This window comes from Cryobacterium sp. M25, from assembly GCF_002929635.1.
GTDB lineage: Bacteria > Actinomycetota > Actinomycetes > Actinomycetales > Microbacteriaceae > Cryobacterium > Cryobacterium sandaracinum.
Map to the genome: position 1 here is coordinate 1 of NZ_PJJU01000030.1, position 20417 is coordinate 20417.

Below are 20417 nucleotides of genomic sequence, written 5' to 3' on the forward strand. Positions count from 1 at the left end.
GCCGCGGCCGCCGCGGCCGCCGCGGCCGCCGCGGCCGCCGCGGCATCCGCCGGCTCGTCGCTCGAGGCGACCGATGACGCGGGCGTGGTGGCCGCCGCCGGCTACCCGGTCAGCGTGATCGCCGGGGACCCGCTCGCCTTCAAGATCACAACCCTGTGGGACCTGGGCCGGGCCGAGGCCCTGCTCGGCGCGCGCGTGCCGGCCCACTCCGCGCCCCGCACCGACACCGCGCCCCGCGTGGGCACCGGGCTCGATGTGCACGCCTTCGACGACGACTCCGAACTGTGGCTCGCCGGTCTGCACTGGCCGGGGGAGCGCGGACTGTCCGGGCACAGCGATGGCGATGCCGCCGTGCACGCCATCTGCGACGCCCTGCTCTCCGCCGCCGGGTTGGGCGATATCGGTAGTGTCTTCGGCGCATCCGATCCGCGCCTCGTCGGCGCCCATGGCGACGTGTTCCTCGGCGAGACCCTGCGCCTGCTGGCGGCCGCCGGGTTCCGGGTCGGCAACGTCACGGTGCAGATCATCGGCAACCGGCCCAAACTCAACACGCGCCGGGCCGAGGCGGAGGCGCTGCTCGGATCGCTGCTGAAGGCGCCGGTCGCCGTGTCGGCGACCACGACGGATGCCCTGGGCTTCACTGGCCGCGGCGAGGGCCTCGCCGCCATCGCGACGGCGCTCATTCTCCCCGAACCCCCGGCAGACCCTGACCTAAGCTGGGAAGCGTGACCATGCGACTCTACGATTCCAGGGCCCAGGCCCTCCGCGACTTCATACCCCTCACGCCCGGCGCGGTGGGTATTTACGTTTGTGGACCCACCGTGCAGTCCTCGCCCCACATCGGCCACCTGCGCAGCGCCCTCGTCTACGACCAGCTGCGCCGCTGGCTCACCTACCGCGGCTTCGATGTCACCTTCGTGCGCAACGTCACCGACATCGACGACAAAATTCTGGCCCACGCGGTCGGGGGCACCGAGCAGTGGTGGGCGCTCGCCTACCGCTACGAGCTGGAGTTCACCGCCGGATACCAGCGGCTGGGCATCCTCGCCCCCAGCTACGAACCCAGGGCGACCGCCAGCATCCAGCAGATGCAAGACCTGATCACCCGACTGATCCAACTCGGGCACGCCTACCCGGCCGATGACGCCTCCAGCGACGTCTACTTCGACACGGCGAGCTGGCCCGACTATGGTGACCTCACCCGCCAGCGGCGCGGCGACATGGAACCGGCAGCGGATGCCGACCCGCGTGGCAAGAATGACCCACGCGACTTCGCCCTGTGGAAGGGTCGCAAAGCCGACGAACCGGAGTCCGCCTCCTGGCCGTCCCCGTGGGGAGCCGGCCGTCCCGGCTGGCACATCGAGTGCTCGGCCATGGCGTCCCGCTACCTCGGCTCCCACTTCGACATCCACGGCGGCGGGCTCGACCTGCGATTCCCGCACCATGAGAACGAGCTGGCCCAGTCCGCCGCCGCCGGCGACGGCTTCGCGAGCTACTGGGTGCACAACGGTCTCGTCAACGTGAACGGGCAGAAGATGTCCAAGTCGCTGGGCAACTCGGTCTTCGCGGCGGAGCTGCTCGACCAGGCGCGCGCCATCGTCGTGCGCTACTACCTGGGGGCGGCCCACTACCGTTCCACCATCGACTACCACGAGGGTTCCCTCGTGGAGGCCGAAGCGGCCCTCGAAAGAATCGAGAGCTTCCTCGACCGCGCCGACCGCCGCCTGGCGGACACCCGCTTCGCCGGATCCGGCGTCGAGATCGTCCCGGACGAATTCGCGTCCGCCATGGACGACGACCTGGCCGTGCCTCAGGCTCTGGCCGTGTTGCACGACACCGTGCGTACCGGCAACGCGGCGCTGGACGCCGAAAATCTGCACGCGGCCGCCGCCGCGCGTGGTCACGTGCTCGCCATGAGTGAGGTTCTCGGAATCAACCCGCTCTCACCGGGCTGGTCCGTGGCCACGGACGAACCGGCCATGATCGCACTCACCGCCCTCGTCGAGCGCCTGCTCGACGATCGCGAAATCGCAAGGCAGGGCCGCGACTATGCGGCCGCAGACCGTATCCGGGACGAGCTCGTCGCCGCCGGAATTACCATCGAAGACACCCCCTCGGGTGCCCATTGGAGTTTTGACTGATGAAGAACACAGACCGTAAGTCCCGCACCGGGGCCGTGCGCAAGGGCAGCCGGGGACCACAGGTCGGTTCCGGCGGCCAGGGACGCCAGGCGCTCGAGGGCAAGAAGCCCACGCCCAAAGCGGAAGACCGCCCCTACCACCCCGCCGGCAAACGCAAGCTCGCCCAGGACCGCTTCGTCGCGGCCGGCGGCGGCCGCAGCCGCGGTTCCGCGGGTCCCAAGAGCGCGCCGCGCAGCGCCACCACCGGCAACACCGGCGGCGGCGGAGCGTCCACCCGCCGGGCTAAGCAGATCGACGAGCATGAGGTTGTGACCGGGCGCAACTCCGTACTGGAAGCGCTGCGGGCGAAGATCCCCGCCACGGCCCTGTACATCGCCACGCGCATCGAAATGGACGAACGGGTGAAGGAGGTCCTCACCCTCGCGACGACCCGCGGCATCCCCGTCCTCGAGGTCATGCGCCCGGAGCTCGACCGCCTGGCCGGCCGGGACTCGGTGCACCAGGGTCTCGCGCTCAAGGTGCCGTCCTACGAGTACGCCCAGCCCCTCGAGCTGCTGGAACTGACGATCAGCCGCGGCCACAAGCCGCTCTTCGTCGCCCTCGACGGCATCACCGACCCCCGCAACCTCGGCGCCATCATCCGCTCGACGGTTGCGTTCGGCGGACATGGCGTGATCGTGCCGCAGCGTCGGTCCGTCGGCGTGACCGCGTCGGCGTGGAAGACGTCGGCCGGCGCCGCTGCCCGACTTCCCGTCGCCATGGCCACCAACCTGACCCAGTCGCTCAAGGCGCTCAAGGAGCGCGGCGTGCTCGTCATCGGCCTCGCCGGTGATGGCGACACCCAGCTGCCCGAGCTCGGCATCGGTTTCGCCGAGCGCCCCATCGTGATCGTGGTCGGCAGCGAGGGCAAGGGGCTGTCCCGCCTCGTCACCGAGACCTGCGACGCGATTGTGTCGATCCCGATCAGCGCCTCGACCGAATCCCTCAACGCGGGGATCGCGGCCGGCGTGACACTGTACGAGGTCTCCCGACTGCGCGCGGCTGCCAAGGCCGCCAAGGTCGCGAAGCAGGCAGCCGCCGCGACGGCGGCAGCCGCCTCCGCAGCCTCTTAACCCGACCCGCCGGGCGCCCGTCAGGCAGGCCGAACCGCGAGAAAAACCCCTTAATCCCACAATCGGCGGGCTTTTCTCACGGTTTGGCTGGGTACACGGACCCGGCGGAACGCCGGCCGGATCAGACCTTGAGGCGCCAGTCGGCCGCGTCGTCGGCGGCCGACTCGGCCGCGTCCGCCAGGGCGGCGGACTCATCGTCGGTCACGTCGATCGGGATCGTGATCTCGCCGGTGGCCGGCTCGATCACGGTGGCCTCGTCGCGGCGGTGCCGGAGCACGTTCTTGACGTAGGAGGTGACGGCTTCGGCCAACGGGATGTCCCTGGACTGGTTCTGGGCCATGAACCAGCGGTGGTCGAGCAGCTGGTGGAAGACCTCGGCCGGCTCCAGCTTGCCCTTGAGATCGCGGGGAATGGCCCGGATGACGGGTTCGAAGACGCGCACCAGCCACTCGTGCGCCAGCATCTCCTCGTCGGCCTCCGGGTCGCCGTAGGAGACCCGGTAGGAGTCGAGGTCGTTGAGCAGGCGCCGGGCCTGGTTCTCCTCGGCGTCGAGCCCGGTCAGCCGCAGCAGGCGCCGCTGGTGATGGCCGGCGTCGACGACCTTCGGCTGGATGCGCACGGTCGTACCCGTGTTGTCCGTCTTGATGGCCAGTTCCTCGATGTCGAACCCGAGGTCGTTGAGGCGTTCGACGCGTTCCGTGATGCGCCAGCGTTCGGAGCTGGAGAAGGATTCCGACCCGGTGAGCTCTTTCCAGAGCAGCCGGTAGGCGGCCACGATCCCATTGCTGACCCGGATGGGATCCAGCTCGTCGGCCGCCCGACCGCCGGCCTCGAGGTCCATGAGCTCACCGGCGATGTTGACGCGCGCGATCTCCAGGTCGTTCTCGCGCTGGCCGTTGGAGAGCCCGCCTGGATATAGCTGCCCGGTCTCGGCGTCGACCAGGTAGGCGGCGAACGCGCCGGCGTCACGGCGGAAGAGGGTGTTGGACAGCGACACATCACCCCAGAAGAGGCCGGCCATGTGCACGCGTACCAGCAGCAGGGCCAGGGCGTCGACCAGCCGGGTGGCGGTGTCGGGCCGCAGGGTCTGCGAGTAGAGCGCGCGGTAGGGGAGCGAGAACTTGAGGTGCCGGGTGACGAGCACCGAATTCAGCGGCTCGGCGTCGTCATCGGTGCGGTTCGTGATCACGGCGAGCGGCTCGACGCAGGGAATTTCCAGGCCCTGCAGGGTACGGAGCATCTCGTACTCGCGCTTGGCCATCTCGCTGGTGGTCTCCTTGATGGCGACGACACGGCCGCTCAAATGAGCGAAGCGCACAAGGTGGCGGGAGATGCCTTTGGGCAGGGCTGCGATGTTCTCGTTCGGCCAGGCATCCAGCGGGAGGTGCCAGGGAAGGTCAAGTAGGGCTGGATCGGCAGTGGCCGATGTGATGTTGAGTGAACCGCTCATCCGTCGAGTTTACCGGTGTGCTCCGCAGTCGGGGAACGACAAAACGGCCGAACGGAGCATGCTCCATCCGGCCGTTCGTTGACGAGCGGGTGCCTAGTCGGCGACTGCTCCACCGAGGCGCAGGCCGGTCTCGGCGTCGAACACGTGCATGTGGTGCGGCGTCGGGGTGAGGTAAACGGTGTCGCCGGCGGACGAGTGCGAACGACCATCGACGCGAGCGACGATATCGGTGCGCTTGCCCTCGACCGTGGAGTGGCCGTAGAGGTAACCGTCGGCGCCGAGCTCCTCGACCAGGTCGACGGCAACTTCGAGGCCCTCGCCATGCGTGGTGGACAGGTGGATGTCCTCGGGGCGAACGCCGATCGTGACCTTCTTGCCGGTGGAGCCGGCCAGGGTCTCGCGGGGCACGGGGATCGTTGCGGTGCCGAACCTGACGCCGCCGTCGACGGTGTCGGCCAGGAACAGGTTCATGGCCGGGCTGCCGATGAAGCCGGCAACGAAGACGTTGTTCGGCTTCGAATACAGGTCGCGAGGCGTGCCGACCTGCTGGAGCACGCCATCCTTGAGGACCGCGATGCGGTCGCCCATGGTGAGGGCTTCGGTCTGGTCGTGGGTCACGTAGACCGTCGTGACGCCGAGGCGGCGCTGGAGCGAAGCGATCTGGGTGCGGGTCTGCACGCGCAGCTTGGCGTCGAGGTTCGACAGAGGCTCGTCCATCAGGAAAACCTGGGGCTGACGCACGATGGCCCGGCCCATGGCGACGCGCTGACGCTGGCCACCGGAGAGCGCTTTCGGCTTGCGGCTCAGGTACGGCTCGAGGTCGAGCAGCTTGGCGGCCTCGAGAACGCGGGCGGCGCGCTCATCCTTGTTGACGCCGGCGATCTTGAGCGCGAAGCCCATGTTCTCGGCGACCGTCATGTGGGGGTACAGAGCGTAGTTCTGGAAGACCATGGCGATGTCGCGGTCTTTTGGCGGGACATCCGTCACGTTGCGCTCACCGATGAAGATGTTGCCGTCGTTGACTTCTTCGAGGCCGGCGAGCATGCGCAGGGACGTGGACTTGCCGCAGCCGGACGGGCCGACCAGCACGAGAAACTCGCCGTCGGCAACCGACAGGTCGAGCTTGTCAACGGCGGGAATCGAGGAACCCGGATATAGGCGGGTCGCCTTGTCGAACGTGACTGAAGCCATGGTTGATTACTCCTTCACCGGCAGGTACGTGCCGGACGATCCGTTGTGATGGGTTACTACGCCTGCCACGCGTCATGTGCGACAGGTCAACTTTCTTAGTATGTCATGTCGGGGGATCGCGGCGACGGCGGGAATTCTGCGGCGGAGCCCGCCCACAGGCCCCGTCTGGACGTTTCCCAGAAAGGGGACCTACTATTTGGGAGGCATTCGCAAATGGCTTGCCTCTGCACTAACTACTCGGAGCGAGCATTCATGACTATTGGCGGATCGGGCGACAGCCGTCCCTCTAAGAATCAGCGACGTGACGCGGTGCGCACCAAGGCCAAGCGGATCCGCGAGGAGCAGAAGAAGAAGGACCGCCGTTACCGGGTCGCCCTGCGCGGCGGAATCGCCGCCGCCGGCGTCGCCATTGCCGCCGTCATCGCCGTGGTCATCATCAACTCGATCCCCCCGGTCGGCCCCGGTCCGGCGAACATGGCCAGTGACGGCGTGCTGATCTCCGAGGGGATGACCCCGGTCACGACCTCCGCGCTCCAGCCCGAGGCCAAGCCGATACCGTCCAAGCCGGATGCGACCGGCACGGTCGCCGACATTCGCGTCTACGCCGACTACCTCTGCCCGTTCTGCAGCGAGTTCGAGGCCGCCAACAGTGACCAGATCAGCCAGTGGGTCACGTCGGGTGCCGCGACCGTGGAGATCCACCCGGTTTCGATCCTGACCCACAAGTCCTCCGGCACGAAATACTCGCTTCGGGCTGCGAACGCCGCCGCATGTGTGGCCAATTACGCCCCCGCAAACTTCTACGACTTCAACGCCATCCTGTTCCAGGAACAGCCCAAGGAGGGCACTGCCGGTCACGACGACGCGGCCATCAAGGGCCTCGTGAAGGATGCCGGCGTGAGCGACCGGGTGTCGCAGATCAACGCGTGCATTGACGACACGACCTTCAAATCGTGGGTCATCGCATCCACCGACCGGGCTCTGTCCGGTCCGTTGCCGAACACCGAGGTCGAGGCCATCACCGGCACACCCACCGTGCTCGTCAACGGAAAGCAGTACGTCGGCGCACTCGACGACCCGAGGGAGTTCGCGGCCTTCGTGCTACAGGCGGCCGGCGCGACCTACTCCACCTCGACGCCGACCCCCGAGCCGCCACCGGCAGGGTAGTCGCCCCGCTTCGATGGCGGCACAGCACGGGTTCGTCATTTAGGATGGTGTGTCGAGGCGTCAATCGCCTCATGCCGGCCTGGCGCAATTGGTAGCGCACCACTCTTGTAAAGTGGGGGTTACGGGTTCAAGTCCCGTGGCCGGCCCTGTTCTCTCATCGCTTCAGATCGTGGTTCTCTCGGTGACGGTTTCCCTGAGGGCGCTGAGAAAATCCGTCGGATCGATCGGCGAACGCACGCCCGGTTTTGCATCGGCCGGAATGCCCCCGACGTACAGCCAGCCGAGCAATTCTTCCGAGGCCGCGAGGCCGTGGGTTTCGTTCACCGGCTGCGTGCGGGCCAGGGTGCCGGAACGCCACATGACGCCCCAGCCCTGGGCGGCGAGGAGAAGGCTCAGCATGTGTGCGACACCGGCCGCGACGGCGTCCTGTTCCCAGACCGCCACCGTGTCGCTTTCGCGACGGCTCGCGACCACGGCGATCAGAAGTTCGGCGCGCAGCGGCTTAGCGGCGAGCCTGGCGGCTTCGGCGCCGTTCAGCCCGGCGGCCTCGACCATGGCCTCGCCCAGGCGGCGCCGGGCGTCACCGCGCAACTCGATCAGCCGCCACGGACGCAGAGCGCCATGGTCGGCGACACGGGCCGCGACAGCCACCAAAGGCAGCAGTTCCGCATGGCTCGGCGCCTGCCCGGTGACCTTGGAATGGGAGCGTCGATGATTGACCGTATCGAGGAGGTCGGACAATGCTTACTCGACCGGCTTGAAATTGAGCGAGATGGAGTTCATGCAGTACCGGTCGCCGGTGGGCGTTCCGAATCCGTCGTCGAAAACGTGGCCCAGGTGCGAGCCGCACTTCGCACAGCGCACCTCGGTGCGCACAACGCCGAGGGTGCGGTCTTCGAGGAGTTCAACGGCCTCGGGACGCACCGATTCGTAGAAGCTCGGCCAGCCGCAACCGGAGTCGAACTTCGTGCCGCTCTTGAACAGCTCGGCATTGCAAGCCCCGCAGGTGTAAATCCCGGAGCGGCCCTCATCGAGGAGCTCGCCGGCCCACGCCCGCTCGGTGGCGGCGCCGCGAAGTACGGCGTACTGCTCGGGGTTCAGCTCCGCGCGCCACTGCGCATCCGACTTCTCGACCTCGTAGTCCATGTTCCGTTCCTTCCTGCTCGACCCCGGAGAGGCCGAAATCTGTCCGTATCAACACTAAACTCGCCAGACCGCGGCGGTATTCCTCGATCAGGAGACAGGCAGGTTTTTCCACCTTGGACAGCACGGCACAACGGCCCAGCGAGTACGCAGGCATCGACAATTAGGATTGCAGAGATCGAGGGAGGTGGCACGTGGACGGAACTCCCGGTTCGTCGACTCCCGCGGAGCCTACCTCGGAGTCCTCCTCGCCGGCAGACTTGTCCGCGCGCGACCGGTTGATCCTCGCCTTCGAGCGGCAGTGGTGGAAGCATGCCGGCGCCAAGGAACAGGCGATCCGGGCCGAGTTCGGCCTCTCGGCCGCCCGGTACTATCAACTACTGGGGGTTGTGATCGACTCGCCGCTGGCCCTGGCCCACGACCCGATGCTGGTGAAACGCCTGCAGCGGATGCGCGACGCCCGGTCGCAGGCAAGGGAGCGCCGGTCGCTACAGTCCACCGATTGACTCCCTGACCTGCACCCTTCCCGTGTCTCATCACCACCACAAAGGATCTGACCAGCCTCACGATGCCGAACTCCTACGCGAAAGACCGCTTCGACCACCTCCCGCACTCCCTGGAGCGGGTGGGGGCCCACCGCGCGCCCGGCAAGAAAGGGCGCGGCTGGGTCGCAGTGTGGTGGTCTCTCGGCGCAACCGTGCTGCTGGTCGGCATCGGAGTCGTCGGCCTGGCCGTCCTGAACAACAACCTGAACTTCGAGTTGCCGGGCGCGGCGACGACTGCTGACAGCGCGGCCGAGCCGAGCGCCACTCCGAGTGACACTCCGGCGCCGGTGCCGACGCCGGCCGCGACCGTGGACCCTGACTCGACCGTGACCGTTTTGAACGGGACCGCCGGCGAGGGGATCGCCCGGTCCGTTGGCGATGTCCTCGAGGCGGAGGGCTGGACGATCGAAGAGCTGGACAACGCGAGCACGGAGGATGTGCAAACCACGACGGTTTACTACGCCGACGCGGCCCTGGAGGGAGCGGCCCGCGGAGTCGCGGAGTCACTGCCCGGCTCGGAGGTGCTGCTTTCAAGCGATTTCGCCGATTCCGCAGCGGACCTGACCGTTGTCGTCGGCGCCGACTACGAGCCGGCCGAATAGCCGTCGCCTATACGTCGGGCGCTCGCGCGTCAACCCCCTTTCGTTCTTCCGGAGCTTCCGTAAATTGAGCATTGGTCCCTCATTTTGTTTGTCCGGGCGTTCTCGCAGGAGACGTATTCCATCGGTCGAATGCAATGGACGCAATCCCTGCGCCAGGCCCGGTACGGCCAACGGGCGCGTGTCGACGAATTCACAGCAACAAGGAGTTATACATGGCGAACGGAACCGTCAAATGGTTCAACGCTGAAAAGGGTTTCGGCTTCATCACCGTCGATGGAGGTGGCCAGGACGTCTTCGTCCACTACTCGGCCATCGACATGCACGGCTACAAGGTTCTGGAAGAGGGACAGCACGTCATCTTCGAACTGGGTACAGGGGCAAAGGGGCCCCAGGCAGAAGCGGTTCGTCCGATCTGATCCAGCGGGGGATGTTCCAGCGGTCGACCGAAGAGTCGAGTCGCTCCCGGGTATGTGTGCGCGGCAGTGCAGCCGCGTTAGGGTTTGGGGCGTGACAACGAAAATAGTGGTTCAAGCGCAGCGACGAAGTGCGGCACCGAGAATTCGGTCCATCCGGATGCTCGGGGTCGTCCTTCTGCCGACCCTTCTGCTGGTCTCCGCATGCGCCAGTGACGCGCCGAAGCCGCCGACAAGCTCGACCAGCACGCCCTGGAACTCCACCTTCGAGTCGGCCGCAGACCCGGCGGTCGCCCCATTGCGTGGCACGAGTGTGCCGGCCGGGAGCCTCCAGAACCCTGCCCTCTCGGTGAAGATCGACAACCACGAAGCGGCCAGGCCGCAGCTCTCTCTCGAGCGCGCCGACATCGTCTTCGAAGAACTGGTCGAGGGCGGGCTGACCCGTTATGTCGCGGTCTGGCATTCCGACGTGCCCGAACTCGTCGGGCCGGTGCGATCGATCCGACCCATGGACCCGGACATCATCGCGCCCTTCGGCGGGATCGCGGCTTATTCCGGCGGCCAACAGAAATTCATCGACCTGATGGACGCGACGGATGTCGTCAGCGCCGCCTTCGATACCGACGACACCGGCCTCTTCGCGCGTTCGGATGACCGGGAAGCCCCGCACAACGTCATCCTCCAGGCCTCAGCGCTCGTCGCGCGGAACGCCACCGTGCCGCCGCCGAACCAGCAATTTGCCTACTCCGCGACCGTGCAGGGATCGTCCGCGGCCGTCGACGGCGCGCCCGTCGCGGCGATCAACTCCACCTTCTCCACCGCCCGTTGGCCCGGCTGGACGTGGGATGCGGCCGGTGCTGCCTACCTGCGCTCGCAGGAGGGCGCACCTGACCTCGACGCCACCGGTGCGCAGCTGCGGGCGACCAACGTCCTGGTCCTGCGGGTCGCGATCGACGGCACCTACGGAGATGTTCCCACGACGACAATGATCGGTTCGGGGGAAGCCTGGGTCTCGGCCGGCGGCAAGTCCGTGCATGCGGTCTGGTCCAAGGCCGACCAGACCGCCCCCATCCGTCTCGTCGATGACTTCGGCGTGACGATTCGTCTCGCCGCCGGTAACACCTGGATCGAGCTGGTGCCGTCGGACCGAGGCACGGTTGTGCTGGTGCCGTAGCCGCGGCTGCGGCACCTTGCCGTTCACTTGCACTCTCGACCCCAGAGTGCCAGAATCAACTTGGCACTCTCTCTGTTTGAGTGCCAACCCATCACCGTTTTGGTAACGTCCGGGAGGGACGAGAAACACATATGGCAAAGATCATTGCTTTCAACGAAGAGGCCCGTCGCGGCCTTGAGCGTGGCCTGAACATCCTCGCTGACACTGTCAAGGTCACCCTCGGCCCGCGCGGACGTAACGTGGTGCTGGAAAAGAAGTGGGGCGCTCCCACGATCACCAACGATGGCGTGTCCATCGCCAAGGAGATCGAACTCGACGACCCGTACGAGAAGATCGGTGCCGAGCTCGTCAAGGAGGTCGCCAAGAAGACCGATGACGTCGCGGGCGACGGAACCACCACCGCCACCGTCCTGGCTCAGGCGCTCGTTCGTGAAGGCCTGCGCAACGTCGCGGCCGGAGCAGACCCGATCAGCCTCAAGCGTGGCATCGAGAAGGCCACGGCCGCCGTGATCGCTGAGCTCATCGCCAACGCCAAAGAGGTCGAGACCAAGGAAGAGATCGCGGCCACCGCTTCCATCTCCGCCGGTGACGCCGAAATCGGCGCCATCATCGCCGAGGCCATCGACAAGGTCGGCAAGGAGGGTGTTGTCACCGTCGAGGAGTCGAACACTCTCGGCACCGAGCTCGAGCTCACCGAGGGCATGCGCTTCGACAAGGGCTTCCTGTCCGCCTACTTCGTGACCGACCCCGACCGTCAGGAAGCGGTCTTCGAAGACCCCTACATCCTGATCGTCAACTCCAAGGTCTCCAACATCAAGGACTTGCTCCCCATCGTGGACAAGGTCATCCAGACCGGCAAGCAGCTCCTCATCATCGCCGAGGACGTCGACGGCGAGGCCTTGGCCACGCTCGTGGTGAACAAGATCCGCGGAATCTTCAAGTCGGTCGCCGTCAAGGCTCCCGGCTTCGGTGACCGTCGCAAGGCCCAGCTGCAGGACATCGCCATCCTCACCGGTGGACAGGTCATCAGCGAAGAGGTCGGTCTCAAGCTCGAGAACGTCACGCTTGACCTCCTCGGCAACGCGCGCAAGATCGTCATCACCAAGGACGAGACCACCATCGTCGAAGGCGCCGGAGACCCCGAAGCCATCGCCGGACGTGTCCAGCAGATCCGCAGCGAGATCGAAAACACCGACAGCGACTACGACCGCGAGAAGCTCCAGGAGCGTCTCGCCAAGCTCGCCGGCGGAGTCGCAGTCATCAAGGCCGGCGCCGCGACGGAGGTTGAGCTCAAGGAGCGCAAGCACCGCATCGAGGATGCCGTCCGCAACGCGAAGGCTGCCGTCGAAGAGGGCATCGTCGCCGGTGGTGGCGTTGCGCTGATCCAGGCCGGCAAGACCGCGTTCGAGAAGCTCGAGCTGGTCGGCGACGAGGCAACGGGAGCGAACATCGTCAAGGTTGCCATCGACGCTCCACTCAAGCAGATCGCCCTCAACGCCGGCATGGAGCCGGGCGTTGTCGCCGACAAGGTGCGCAACCTGCCGATCGGTTGGGGCCTCAACGCCGCGACCGGTGAGTACGTCGACATGCTCGCCGCCGGAATCAATGACCCGGTGAAGGTCACCCGTTCCGCGCTGCTGAACGCAGCGTCGATCGCCGGACTGTTCCTCACCACCGAGGCCGTAGTCGCCGACAAGCCGGAGAAGAACGCTGCTCCGGCCGGCGACCAGGGCGGCGGAATGGACTTCTAAGTCCACACCGCTTCACCGCTTCACAACACAGGGCGCCTCCGCCGGGAGGCGCCCTGTGTCGTTAATGCAGGCCTCGCTAAAACAGGCGTCGTTAATGCAGGCGTCGCTAAAACAGGCGTCGCTAAAACAGGCGTCGCCAATGCGCAGGCGGTCGCGGCTAACGCAGGAAGAGGCGCGCGTTGGCCTGCTCGATCTCGGCGTACTGCTGGCCGGCTTGGTTCAGGGCCAGATTCAATCCCTCCGCGCTCTGGGCCACCTGCTGTTGGGTGGCACGCCAGTCCGAGACCGCCGCCTGGAACGCGGTGGCGGCCTGGCCCGTCCACGAGCCCTCCAGCGCGGTCAGCTGGGCGATGAGCCCGGTGACCTCGCCCTGGATGCGCCCGATCGTGGCGCGCGCCACGGAGGTGGTGTGGAGCACTGCTTCGCTGTCGACCTGATAGCGGGTCATGGGGGTCCTTTCGGCAGGGGAAGATACCGATCAGACTACGGAGCCGCCTGCAGCCGTTCCCGTTGGCTGCCGTTGTGCCATGGCAAATCATCCTCCCGGACCGCGGGGGAGGAACCGCGGGGGGTTTGACGCCGCGGCACGCGGCTACGACGTGATGACGGGGGCGACGCGCTGGGGCGCGCTCGGAGAACAGGCCAGTGGGAACCAGACCCGGAACGTTGCGCCGCCGCCGGGGGTGTCCACGACCTGGACGGTGCCGTTGTGGCTGGCGACGATCGAGGCGACGATCGCCAGGCCGAGCCCGCTGCCGCCGGTCTCCCGTGCACGGGAGGTGTCCGCACGCCAGAAGCGCTGGAAGATTTTCTCCCTGATCTGCGGTGGGATACCCTCACCATGGTCGATGACGGCGATGGAGGCGCGCTGGTTTCGGCGGTCGACTGCGACCTCGAGCTCGACCGGGCTGTCCGTCGGGCTGAAGCGTAGCGCGTTGCCCATCAGGTTCGTGATGACCTGGCGGATCTTGTTCTCCTCGGCCATCACCACGGCCTGCACGGTGCCGGGCTCGGTCACCGGAGTCTGTTCCGGAGCCGGCAGCGCAACATCCGCTTTGCGCGGTTTGCGGGTGCGCAGCCGCGCCAGGGTTGCCCCGGCGAAAGAGACGGATCCGCCCGCCGGGTGGTTCGGCTCGTCGGGCTTCGAACCTGGTGCGGCAGCGGAGGGGACTTCTCCCGTTGAGTGAGCGAGGTCGATGGCGGGGCGTTCGGTGCTGTCCTCGATCTCGGTGGGGATCGGCGTGACGACGGTGATGGTGCGACCGGGGGAGGAGGCCATGGCGTCGAGGGCCGCGTCACGGGCGAGCGGCATCAGGTCGACCGGCGCGAGGGCAAGCGGCTTTGTCTCGTCGAGCCGGGCCAGCTCGAGCAGGTCTTCGACGAGGCCGCCCATGCGGATCGCTTCTTTCTCGATGCGCTCCATGGCCTGTGCGATTTCTTCCGGGGTCTGCAGGGCACCCATTCGGTAGAGCTCGGCGTAGCCGCGCACCGAGACGAGGGGAGTGCGCAACTCGTGGCTGGCGTCGCCGACGAAGCGGCGCATCTGGTCGATGGTGCGGGCGCGGTCCTTGAAGAGGCGGTCGATGCGGCTCAGCATGGTGTTGAGCGATCGGTTGAGGCGACCGACCTCGGTGTTGGGCGTGGCGCCGCCGAGCCGCTGGCTGAAGTCGCCATCGGCGATGGCCGCGGCCGTGCGCTCCACCTCTCGCAGCGGTGCAAAGGTGGTGGTCACCAGGAGCCGGGTGAGCAGGGCGCCCACCAGCACGACCCCGAGCCCGAACCCCAGGAAAATGGTGAGGTAGGTGGCCATGGTGTTCTCGGTCGGCCTCAACGAGACCGCCATGACCAGCGTGCCCAAGGTTCCCTGCGGCGAGATCACGAGCGGCACGGCGACGGCCAAGAACTCGGTGTCGTGTGCCGAGTCCACCAGAGTCATCGTCTTGCCGTCGAGCTCCATCACGGTCTGCAGGTCGAGCGGTGCGGTCAGGATAGGCAGCTCACTGCGCGGGACATCCCGCCAGGTGTGGTCCTTGAGGCTGCCGTGCTCGTCATACAGGGCGACGTAGTAGTCCGAAGAGACCACGGCTGTGGTGCCCTGGCCGAGAGCCGCCGCCGAATAGCTGTTCGAGGCGGACTGGGCGTCGATCTGCAGCTGCGAATCGACCTGCTGGATCACGTATTGGCGAAGCATGGCCATCGTGCCGATGCCGGAGACGAGCAGGCCGAGCGTCAGCATCAGGACCGTGACGCCCGTGATTTTGGAACGCAGGGAAATGCGGCTCCACCGCTCCATAAGTGACTGATGCATAGGAGCCCAGTGTATGAGCGCAGCCTGTGACTACGCCTTGGCGGCTTTGAGCATGTAACCGAAGCCGCGCTTGGTCTGGATGAGGGGTTCGGTCGAGTGCGCGTCCACCTTGCGGCGGAGGTAAGAAATGTAGGACTCGACGATGCCGGCGTCACCGTTGAAGTCGTACTCCCACACATGGTCCAGGATCTGAGCCTTCGACAGGACCCGGTTCGGGTTCAGCATGAGGTAGCGCAGAAGCTTGAACTCGGTCGGACTGAGTTCGATGGGGGCGTCGCCGACCAGGACCTCGTGGGTGTCCTGGTCCATGGTGAGTTCGCCGGCGCGGATGACCGCGTCTTCGTCGGCGTGCATGGTCCGGCGCAGGATGGCCTTGATCCGGGCCACAATCTCATCGAGGCTGAACGGCTTGGTGACGTAGTCGTCGCCGCCGACCGTCAGACCGGTGATCTTGTCTTCGGTGTCGTCCTTCGCCGTGAGGAAGAGGATCGGGGCCGTGTAGCCGGCGGTCCGCAGGCGCTTGGTCACTCCGAAACCGTTCATGTCCGGCAGCATAACGTCAAGGATGATGAGGTCGGGTTCTTCCTCGAGGACGGCGGAGATCGCCTGCGCGCCGTTTCCGACGGCTCGCACGGCGAATCCGGCGAAGCGCAGGCTGGTGGTGAGAAGATCCCGGATATTGGGTTCGTCGTCGACAATAAGGATGCGTGGGCCGTCAGTCATGAGATCAGTATCTGCGCGTTAGCTGAAGGTTTACTGAAAATGCCCAGTATGCGCGCTGGCGAGTAGATTGGTGAGCAAACCAGACTGCCGCGGCGTGGGGAGACCAGAATGACTGTTCCGACTTTTGCGATTGTGGGGGCCGGCTTGGCCGGGGCCAGAGCGGCCGAGGCCATCCGTTCCGAGGGGTTCGACGGGAGCATCGTGTTGCTGGCCGAGGAGACCGAGTACCCCTACGTGCGGCCGCCCCTCTCCAAGGACTACCTGGCCGGGCGGGCCGCCCGGGACACGATCGACGTGCACCCGGCACCGTGGTACGACGAGCGGGGCATCGACGTGCGGCTGGGTGCCCGGGTGACCGGGCTGGCGCTCGACACCCACGAGCTGACCCTGCGGGAGGGCAAATCGGTGCGCTACGACAGGTTGCTCCTCGCGACGGGGGCGTCGTCACGGCGCTTTCCCGGCCCGGGCGCAGACCTGGCCGGGGTGCACCATCTGCGCACGGTCGGCGAGTCGCAGGCGCTGCGAGCCGAGCTGGAGCCGGGAAACCGCCGGGTCGTGATCGTCGGGGCCGGCTGGATCGGTCTCGAAGTCGCCGCGGCCGCCCGCGGTTACGGCAACACCGTCACGGTGCTCGGGCGGGACGGCGTGCCGCTGGCCCCGGTGATCGGCGACGAGGTCGGGTCGGTGTTCGCGGAGCTGCACCGCGTGAACGGGGTGGATCTGCGGATGGAAACGCACGCCGACCGACTGATCGGGACGCAGGGGAGGGTCACCGGAGTGGGACTCCCCGGCGGCGAGGTCGTTTCGGCCGATGTCGTCGTCATCGGCATCGGCGCGGTGCCGAACACGGATCTGGCCCGGGACGCGGGCCTGGCCGTCGACGACGGCATCGTCGTCGACGCGGCGTTCCGGTCCATTGACCCGGACGTCTACGCGGTGGGTGACGTCGCCACGGTCTTCCACCCGGTGCTGCGGCACCATCTGCGCGTCGAGCATTGGGACAACGCCGAGCGGGCCGGCGCAGCGGCCGGCCGCTCGATGCTTGACCAGGCGGTCAGCTACGACGCGATCCCGTACTTCTACACCGACCAGTTCGACCTCGGGATGGAGTACTCGGGGTACGGCGCACTTGCCCGGGATGCGGAGGTCGTGTTTCGCGGTGACCCGGCGAGGCGGGAATTCATCGCGTTCTGGGTGTTGGGCGGCAGGGTCGTCGCCGGCATGAACGTCAACGTGTGGGACGTCAACGAGACGGTGCAGCGCTTCATCCGGACGGAGGTGCGGGTCGACACGACCCGGCTCGCGGATGAGAACATTGAGCTGGACGAACTTCTCGCCGGAGCACCCGACTGAAGGACCTGACATGGACAACGCGACCACTCGACCTGGCCCTGCGCTGCCCGACCTGATCCATCCACGGCGACTGATCGGGGAGAGACTGTTCGATTTTTCCCGTGAGGTGGCCGTGATGGCCATCGTCAACCGCACGCCGGATTCCTTCTACGACAAGGGGGCGACCTTCGCTCTTGACGAGGCCGTCACGGCCGCCCGGCGCGCCATCCTGGACGGCGCCGACTGGGTCGACATCGGCGGGGCGAGATTCGCGCCCGGCCCGTCCATTCCGATTGAGGAGGAGATCGACCGGGTCGTCCCGGTGGTCGAGGCCCTGCGCGGCTCGGGCGTCGTCATCTCCGTCGACACCTTTCATCCCGCCGTGGCGCGCGCCAGCCTGGCCGCCGGCGCCCACGTGATCAACGACACCACCGGGGTGCACGACCCGGCCATGGCTGACGTCGTCGCGGACAGCGACGCGACGCTGGTGATCACCCACAGCCTCGCGCCGCCGCGCACACCGTGGCCGGGGCCCACCTACGGCGACGTGGTGCACGAGGTCGCAGCCTTCTTGGATGAACGGATCGAGCTGGCCCGGAGTCGCGGCGTCCCGGCATCCCGCATCATCGTCGACCCCGGGCACGACCTGAACAAGAACACCTACCACTCGCTCGAGCTGACCCGGAGGCTCGGCGAGATCACCGCGCTCGGCTACCCCACTCTGGTCGCAGTCTCGAACAAGGACTTCATCGGGGAGACGCTGAACCGTGAGCGGGGCGACCGGATCGCGGGATCGCTCGCCGCCGCCGTCTACAGCATCCTGCAGGGCGCCCGGATCGTGCGGATGCACAACGTCGTCGCCGCGGTCGACGCCGTGCGGATGACCGAGGCGATCCTGGGCTTCCGCGAACCGGCGTACGTGCGCCACAACCTGGCCTGATGCTGCTGGATCGTGACGAGCTGATCATCCGTTACCGGGTGCCTGACCGCACTCTGCCGCACCTGCGAGTAAATTTCATCGCCAGCCTCGACGGCGCCGCCACCCGGGAGGGCGTGAGCGGCGGGCTCGGGAACGCCGACGACAGGCTCGTTTTCGATACCCTTCGGATGCTCGCCGACGTGATCGTGGTCGGTGCGGGCACGGTGCGCGCCGAGGGGTACGTCGGCATCCGTCAGGGCCCCGCAGATGCCGCGTGGCGGGTCCGGCACGGACTTCCGGCGCAGCTGCCCGTCGCCATCGTGTCCTCACGGCTGGACCTCGAGCCGAGCCACTCGCTGTTCGCGGACGCCGCCGTGCGACCGCTGGTCGTGACGCACGCAGCGTCACCGCTGCGGCGACGCGCGGAGCTCGCAGAGGTGGCGGACGTGCTGGTCTGCGGGGAGGACGTCGTGGACCCGCGGCTGATGCGGGCGGAGCTGGCTCGGCGCGGTCTGGCGCAGATGCTCTGCGAGGGTGGGCCGAACCTGTTCGGTGCGCTGATCGAGGCCGACTGCGTCGACGAGCTGTGCCTCACCGTCAGCCCCGTGCTCGAGGGCGGCCCGGCCGGACGGATCTCCGCCGGTGCCGCCGCCATCACCCGGGAGATGTCCCTGCTGCACGTGCTGACCGCCGGGGACATGCTGTTCCTGCGCTATGCCCGCCGGAAGGCTTCCTTTCCGACCGCCTGACCGGCCGTTTCACCGCCGGTCAGACGGAGACGACCTGCGCGTCCAGATTCTGCGAGTCAAGGATCGTGTAGCTGTAGCCCTGCTCGGCGAGGAAGCGCTGGCGGTTCTGGGCGAAGTCCTGGTCGACGGTGTCGCGGGCCACCAGCGTGTAGAAGTTCGCGGACAGACCGGACTCCTTCGGCCGCAGAAGCCGGCCGAGGCGCTGCGCCTCCTCCTGGCGTGAGCCGAAGGAACCCGAGACCTGGATGGCGACGGTGGCCTCCGGCAGGTCGACCGAGAAATTCGCGACCTTTGACACCACGAGCAGTTTCTCCTCGCCGACTCGGAAGGCCTGGTAGAGGCGCTCGCGCTCGTCGACAGGGGTCGCACCGGTGAGCTTGGGGGCATTCAGGGCCTCGGCGAGCTCGTCGATCTGGTCGAGGTACTGTCCGATCACGAGGATGCGTTCTCCGGGGTGCTTGGCCACCAGGCGCTTGACGACGTCGAGCTTCGCGGGTGCGGTCGCGGCCATCCGGTAGCGCTCGTCGTCGGCGGCGGCGGCATAGCTGAGTCGCTCGGACTGGGGCAGGTCGATGCGCACCTCGAAGCAGGAGGCTGGGGAGATGAAGCCCTGGGCCTCGATCTCCTTCCAGGGCGCGTCGAACCGCTTCGGGCCGATCAGGCTGAATACGTCGCCCTCGCGGCCGTCCTCGCGCACCAGGGTGGCGGTGAGGCCGAGGCGGCGGCGGGCCTGCAACTCCGCGGTCAGCTTGAACACGGGGGCCGGCAGCAGGTGCACCTCGTCGTAGATGACGAGGCCCCAGTCCATGGCGTCGAGTAGCTCGAGGTGCGCGTATTCGCCCTTCCGTTTGGCGGTGAGGATCTGGTAGGTCGCGATAGTGACCGGCCTGACCTCCTTGACCTGCCCGGAGTACTCGCCGATCTCGTCGGCGGTGAGGGTCGTGCGCTTGAGCAGTTCGTCGCGCCACTGACGGGCGGAGACCGTGTTGGTGACGAGGATGAGCGTGTTGGTCTTGGCGGTGGCCATGGCCCCGGCGCCGACCAGCGTCTTTCCGGCCCCGCAGGGCAGCACGACCACGCCGGAGCCGCCGTCGAAGAAGCTGGAGACGGCCTTGTTCTGGTAGTCCCGGAGCGCCCAACCGTCTTCCAAAAGACCGATCGGATGCGGCGTTCCCGGCGTGTAGCCGGCGAGGTCCTCGGCCGGCCAGCCCAGTTTCACCAGTTCCTGTTTGAGCTGGCCGCGCGCCCACGGCTCGACCAGGAACGAGTCCGGCGACGGATGCCCGATCAGGAGGGGCGCGATGCGCCGGGCCCCGGCGATCTCGGTGAGCACGGCCTGGTCGTTGCTCTGCAGGATGAGCTGACCCTCGGTGTCACGTTCGATGATGAGCCGGCCATACCGGCCGACCGTCTCGGTGATGTCCACGCTGACGGTCTGCGGGATGGCGAACTTCGAGTACTTTTCGAGCGTGGCCAGCATGTTAGAGGCGTCGTGCCCCGCGGCGCGGGCATTCCACAGCCCCAGCCGGGTGATGCGGTAGGTGTGGATGTGCTCGGGGGCACGCTCCAACTCGGCGAACACGGCCAGGTCGTGGCGCGCATCCTCGGCGAGAGGGTGGGCGACTTCGAGCAAAACCGTACGGTCACTTTGGACGATCAGAGGGCCATCAGACATAGCCGTTAATCCTACGCCCGGT

20 protein-coding genes and 1 tRNA gene are annotated in these 20417 nt (G+C 67.2%); 13 read left to right on the plus strand and 8 right to left on the minus strand.

Annotated features, from left to right (window positions below):
- The 3 genes from ispF to rlmB form a co-directional block, all read left to right on the plus strand.
- A partial coding sequence (gene ispF / locus CXY81_RS01715) for a 2-C-methyl-D-erythritol 2,4-cyclodiphosphate synthase (RefSeq protein ID WP_104193777.1) occupies positions 1-729 on the plus strand: 729 nt, incomplete at its 5' end.
- Entirely contained in the window at positions 726-2141 is a 1416-nt protein-coding gene (gene cysS, locus CXY81_RS01720; protein ID WP_104193778.1) for a cysteine--tRNA ligase, read from the plus strand. The genes ispF and cysS, both read left to right, overlap by 4 nt.
- Positions 2141-3253: a 23S rRNA (guanosine(2251)-2'-O)-methyltransferase RlmB gene (rlmB, locus tag CXY81_RS01725; protein WP_104193779.1), complete on the plus strand. Its 1113-nt coding sequence runs from the start codon at positions 2141-2143 to the stop codon at positions 3251-3253. Before cysS ends, rlmB begins: the two co-directional genes overlap by 1 nt.
- Before the next feature lie 121 nt (positions 3254-3374).
- Here rlmB and CXY81_RS01730 read toward each other — a convergent pair whose 3' ends face one another.
- Positions 3375-4703, minus strand: a complete 1329-nt coding sequence (locus CXY81_RS01730; RefSeq protein WP_104193780.1) for a DUF4032 domain-containing protein — start codon at positions 4701-4703, stop codon at positions 3375-3377.
- Between the two features lie 93 nt (positions 4704-4796).
- The gene (locus CXY81_RS01735) at positions 4797-5894 is read right to left on the minus strand and encodes an ABC transporter ATP-binding protein (RefSeq protein ID WP_104171855.1); all 1098 of its coding nucleotides are present in this window, start codon (positions 5892-5894) and stop codon (positions 4797-4799) included.
- A 252-nt stretch (positions 5895-6146) separates the two neighbouring features.
- Between CXY81_RS01735 and CXY81_RS01740 the strand changes: the two genes are divergently transcribed.
- Both CXY81_RS01740 and CXY81_RS01745 read left to right on the plus strand, forming a co-directional pair.
- Entirely contained in the window at positions 6147-7061 is a 915-nt protein-coding gene (locus CXY81_RS01740) for a thioredoxin domain-containing protein (RefSeq protein ID WP_104171856.1), read from the plus strand.
- 73 nt (positions 7062-7134) lie between these two features.
- A tRNA-Thr gene (locus CXY81_RS01745) sits at positions 7135-7207 on the plus strand.
- A gap of 16 nt (positions 7208-7223) precedes the next feature.
- Here the strand turns inward: CXY81_RS01745 and CXY81_RS01750 are convergent.
- Entirely contained in the window at positions 7224-7802 is a 579-nt protein-coding gene (locus tag CXY81_RS01750; protein WP_104193781.1) for a nitroreductase family protein, read from the minus strand.
- A gap of 3 nt (positions 7803-7805) precedes the next feature.
- On the minus strand, positions 7806-8207 hold the full coding sequence (gene msrB, locus CXY81_RS01755) for a peptide-methionine (R)-S-oxide reductase MsrB (protein WP_104171858.1): 402 nt from the start codon (positions 8205-8207) through the stop codon (positions 7806-7808).
- Positions 8208-8398: 191 nt separating this feature from the next.
- On the opposite strand from msrB, the gene CXY81_RS01760 reads away from it, so the two are divergent.
- From CXY81_RS01760 to groL, 5 genes are all read left to right on the plus strand, one after another.
- Positions 8399-8710, plus strand: coding sequence for a DUF3263 domain-containing protein (locus CXY81_RS01760; protein ID WP_104171859.1), 312 nt, complete (start codon positions 8399-8401; stop codon positions 8708-8710).
- Positions 8711-8772: 62 nt separating this feature from the next.
- Positions 8773-9351, plus strand: coding sequence for a LytR C-terminal domain-containing protein (locus CXY81_RS01765; RefSeq protein ID WP_104193782.1), 579 nt, complete (start codon positions 8773-8775; stop codon positions 9349-9351).
- A gap of 212 nt (positions 9352-9563) precedes the next feature.
- Complete coding sequence (locus CXY81_RS01770; protein WP_104100133.1) at positions 9564-9767, plus strand: cold-shock protein; 204 nt, start codon at positions 9564-9566, stop codon at positions 9765-9767.
- A gap of 91 nt (positions 9768-9858) precedes the next feature.
- Positions 9859-10938, plus strand: coding sequence for a DUF3048 domain-containing protein (locus tag CXY81_RS01775; RefSeq protein ID WP_158251974.1), 1080 nt, complete (start codon positions 9859-9861; stop codon positions 10936-10938).
- Between the two features lie 131 nt (positions 10939-11069).
- Complete coding sequence (gene groL, locus CXY81_RS01780; protein ID WP_104100131.1) at positions 11070-12689, plus strand: chaperonin GroEL; 1620 nt, start codon at positions 11070-11072, stop codon at positions 12687-12689.
- A gap of 157 nt (positions 12690-12846) precedes the next feature.
- Here groL and CXY81_RS01785 read toward each other — a convergent pair whose 3' ends face one another.
- From CXY81_RS01785 to CXY81_RS01795, 3 genes are all read right to left on the minus strand, one after another.
- A complete protein-coding gene (locus tag CXY81_RS01785) occupies positions 12847-13137 on the minus strand; it encodes a WXG100 family type VII secretion target (RefSeq protein ID WP_104193783.1) in 291 nt (96 codons plus the stop codon).
- 144 nt (positions 13138-13281) lie between these two features.
- Complete coding sequence (locus tag CXY81_RS01790) at positions 13282-14997, minus strand: cell wall metabolism sensor histidine kinase WalK (RefSeq protein ID WP_104193784.1); 1716 nt, start codon at positions 14995-14997, stop codon at positions 13282-13284.
- A 30-nt stretch (positions 14998-15027) separates the two neighbouring features.
- Positions 15028-15720 carry a response regulator transcription factor gene (locus CXY81_RS01795; RefSeq protein ID WP_104171863.1) on the minus strand — a complete coding sequence of 231 codons (693 nt, stop codon included), beginning with the start codon at positions 15718-15720 and terminating at the stop codon, positions 15028-15030.
- Positions 15721-15828: 108 nt separating this feature from the next.
- On the opposite strand from CXY81_RS01795, the gene CXY81_RS01800 reads away from it, so the two are divergent.
- From CXY81_RS01800 to CXY81_RS01810, 3 genes are read left to right on the plus strand one after another with little or no spacing between them, the layout of a single operon-like run.
- The gene (locus CXY81_RS01800) at positions 15829-17073 is read left to right on the plus strand and encodes an NAD(P)/FAD-dependent oxidoreductase (RefSeq protein ID WP_104193785.1); all 1245 of its coding nucleotides are present in this window, start codon (positions 15829-15831) and stop codon (positions 17071-17073) included.
- Positions 17074-17083: 10 nt separating this feature from the next.
- A complete protein-coding gene (gene folP / locus CXY81_RS01805) occupies positions 17084-17992 on the plus strand; it encodes a dihydropteroate synthase (protein ID WP_104171865.1) in 909 nt (302 codons plus the stop codon).
- Positions 17992-18720 carry a pyrimidine reductase family protein gene (locus CXY81_RS01810; protein ID WP_104193786.1) on the plus strand — a complete coding sequence of 243 codons (729 nt, stop codon included), beginning with the start codon at positions 17992-17994 and terminating at the stop codon, positions 18718-18720. Before folP ends, CXY81_RS01810 begins: the two co-directional genes overlap by 1 nt.
- 19 nt (positions 18721-18739) lie before the next feature.
- On the opposite strand, the gene CXY81_RS01815 is transcribed toward CXY81_RS01810, so the two are convergent.
- Positions 18740-20395, minus strand: coding sequence for a DNA repair helicase XPB (locus CXY81_RS01815; protein ID WP_104171867.1), 1656 nt, complete (start codon positions 20393-20395; stop codon positions 18740-18742).
- Between the last annotated feature and the right edge of the window lie 22 nt (positions 20396-20417).

Bases quoted from the DNA above. Each gene is read 5' to 3' on its own strand.
- CXY81_RS01730 (WP_104193780.1), bottom strand. From the start codon at position 4,703: ATGAGCGGTTCACTCAACATCACATCGGCCACTGCCGATCCAGCCCTA.
- groL (WP_104100131.1), top strand. From the start codon at position 11,070: ATGGCAAAGATCATTGCTTTCAACGAAGAGGCCCGTCGCGGCCTTGAG.
- CXY81_RS01785 (WP_104193783.1), bottom strand. From the start codon at position 13,137: ATGACCCGCTATCAGGTCGACAGCGAAGCAGTGCTCCACACCACCTCC.
- CXY81_RS01770 (WP_104100133.1), top strand. From the start codon at position 9,564: ATGGCGAACGGAACCGTCAAATGGTTCAACGCTGAAAAGGGTTTCGGC.
- CXY81_RS01790 (WP_104193784.1), bottom strand. From the start codon at position 14,997: ATGCATCAGTCACTTATGGAGCGGTGGAGCCGCATTTCCCTGCGTTCC.
- CXY81_RS01735 (WP_104171855.1), bottom strand. From the start codon at position 5,894: ATGGCTTCAGTCACGTTCGACAAGGCGACCCGCCTATATCCGGGTTCC.
- CXY81_RS01765 (WP_104193782.1), top strand. From the start codon at position 8,773: ATGCCGAACTCCTACGCGAAAGACCGCTTCGACCACCTCCCGCACTCC.
- CXY81_RS01740 (WP_104171856.1), top strand. From the start codon at position 6,147: ATGACTATTGGCGGATCGGGCGACAGCCGTCCCTCTAAGAATCAGCGA.
- msrB (WP_104171858.1), bottom strand. From the start codon at position 8,207: ATGGACTACGAGGTCGAGAAGTCGGATGCGCAGTGGCGCGCGGAGCTG.
- CXY81_RS01800 (WP_104193785.1), top strand. From the start codon at position 15,829: ATGACTGTTCCGACTTTTGCGATTGTGGGGGCCGGCTTGGCCGGGGCC.
- rlmB (WP_104193779.1), top strand. From the start codon at position 2,141: ATGAAGAACACAGACCGTAAGTCCCGCACCGGGGCCGTGCGCAAGGGC.
- CXY81_RS01810 (WP_104193786.1), top strand. From the start codon at position 17,992: ATGCTGCTGGATCGTGACGAGCTGATCATCCGTTACCGGGTGCCTGAC.
- folP (WP_104171865.1), top strand. From the start codon at position 17,084: ATGGACAACGCGACCACTCGACCTGGCCCTGCGCTGCCCGACCTGATC.
- CXY81_RS01795 (WP_104171863.1), bottom strand. From the start codon at position 15,720: ATGACTGACGGCCCACGCATCCTTATTGTCGACGACGAACCCAATATC.
- CXY81_RS01815 (WP_104171867.1), bottom strand. From the start codon at position 20,395: ATGTCTGATGGCCCTCTGATCGTCCAAAGTGACCGTACGGTTTTGCTC.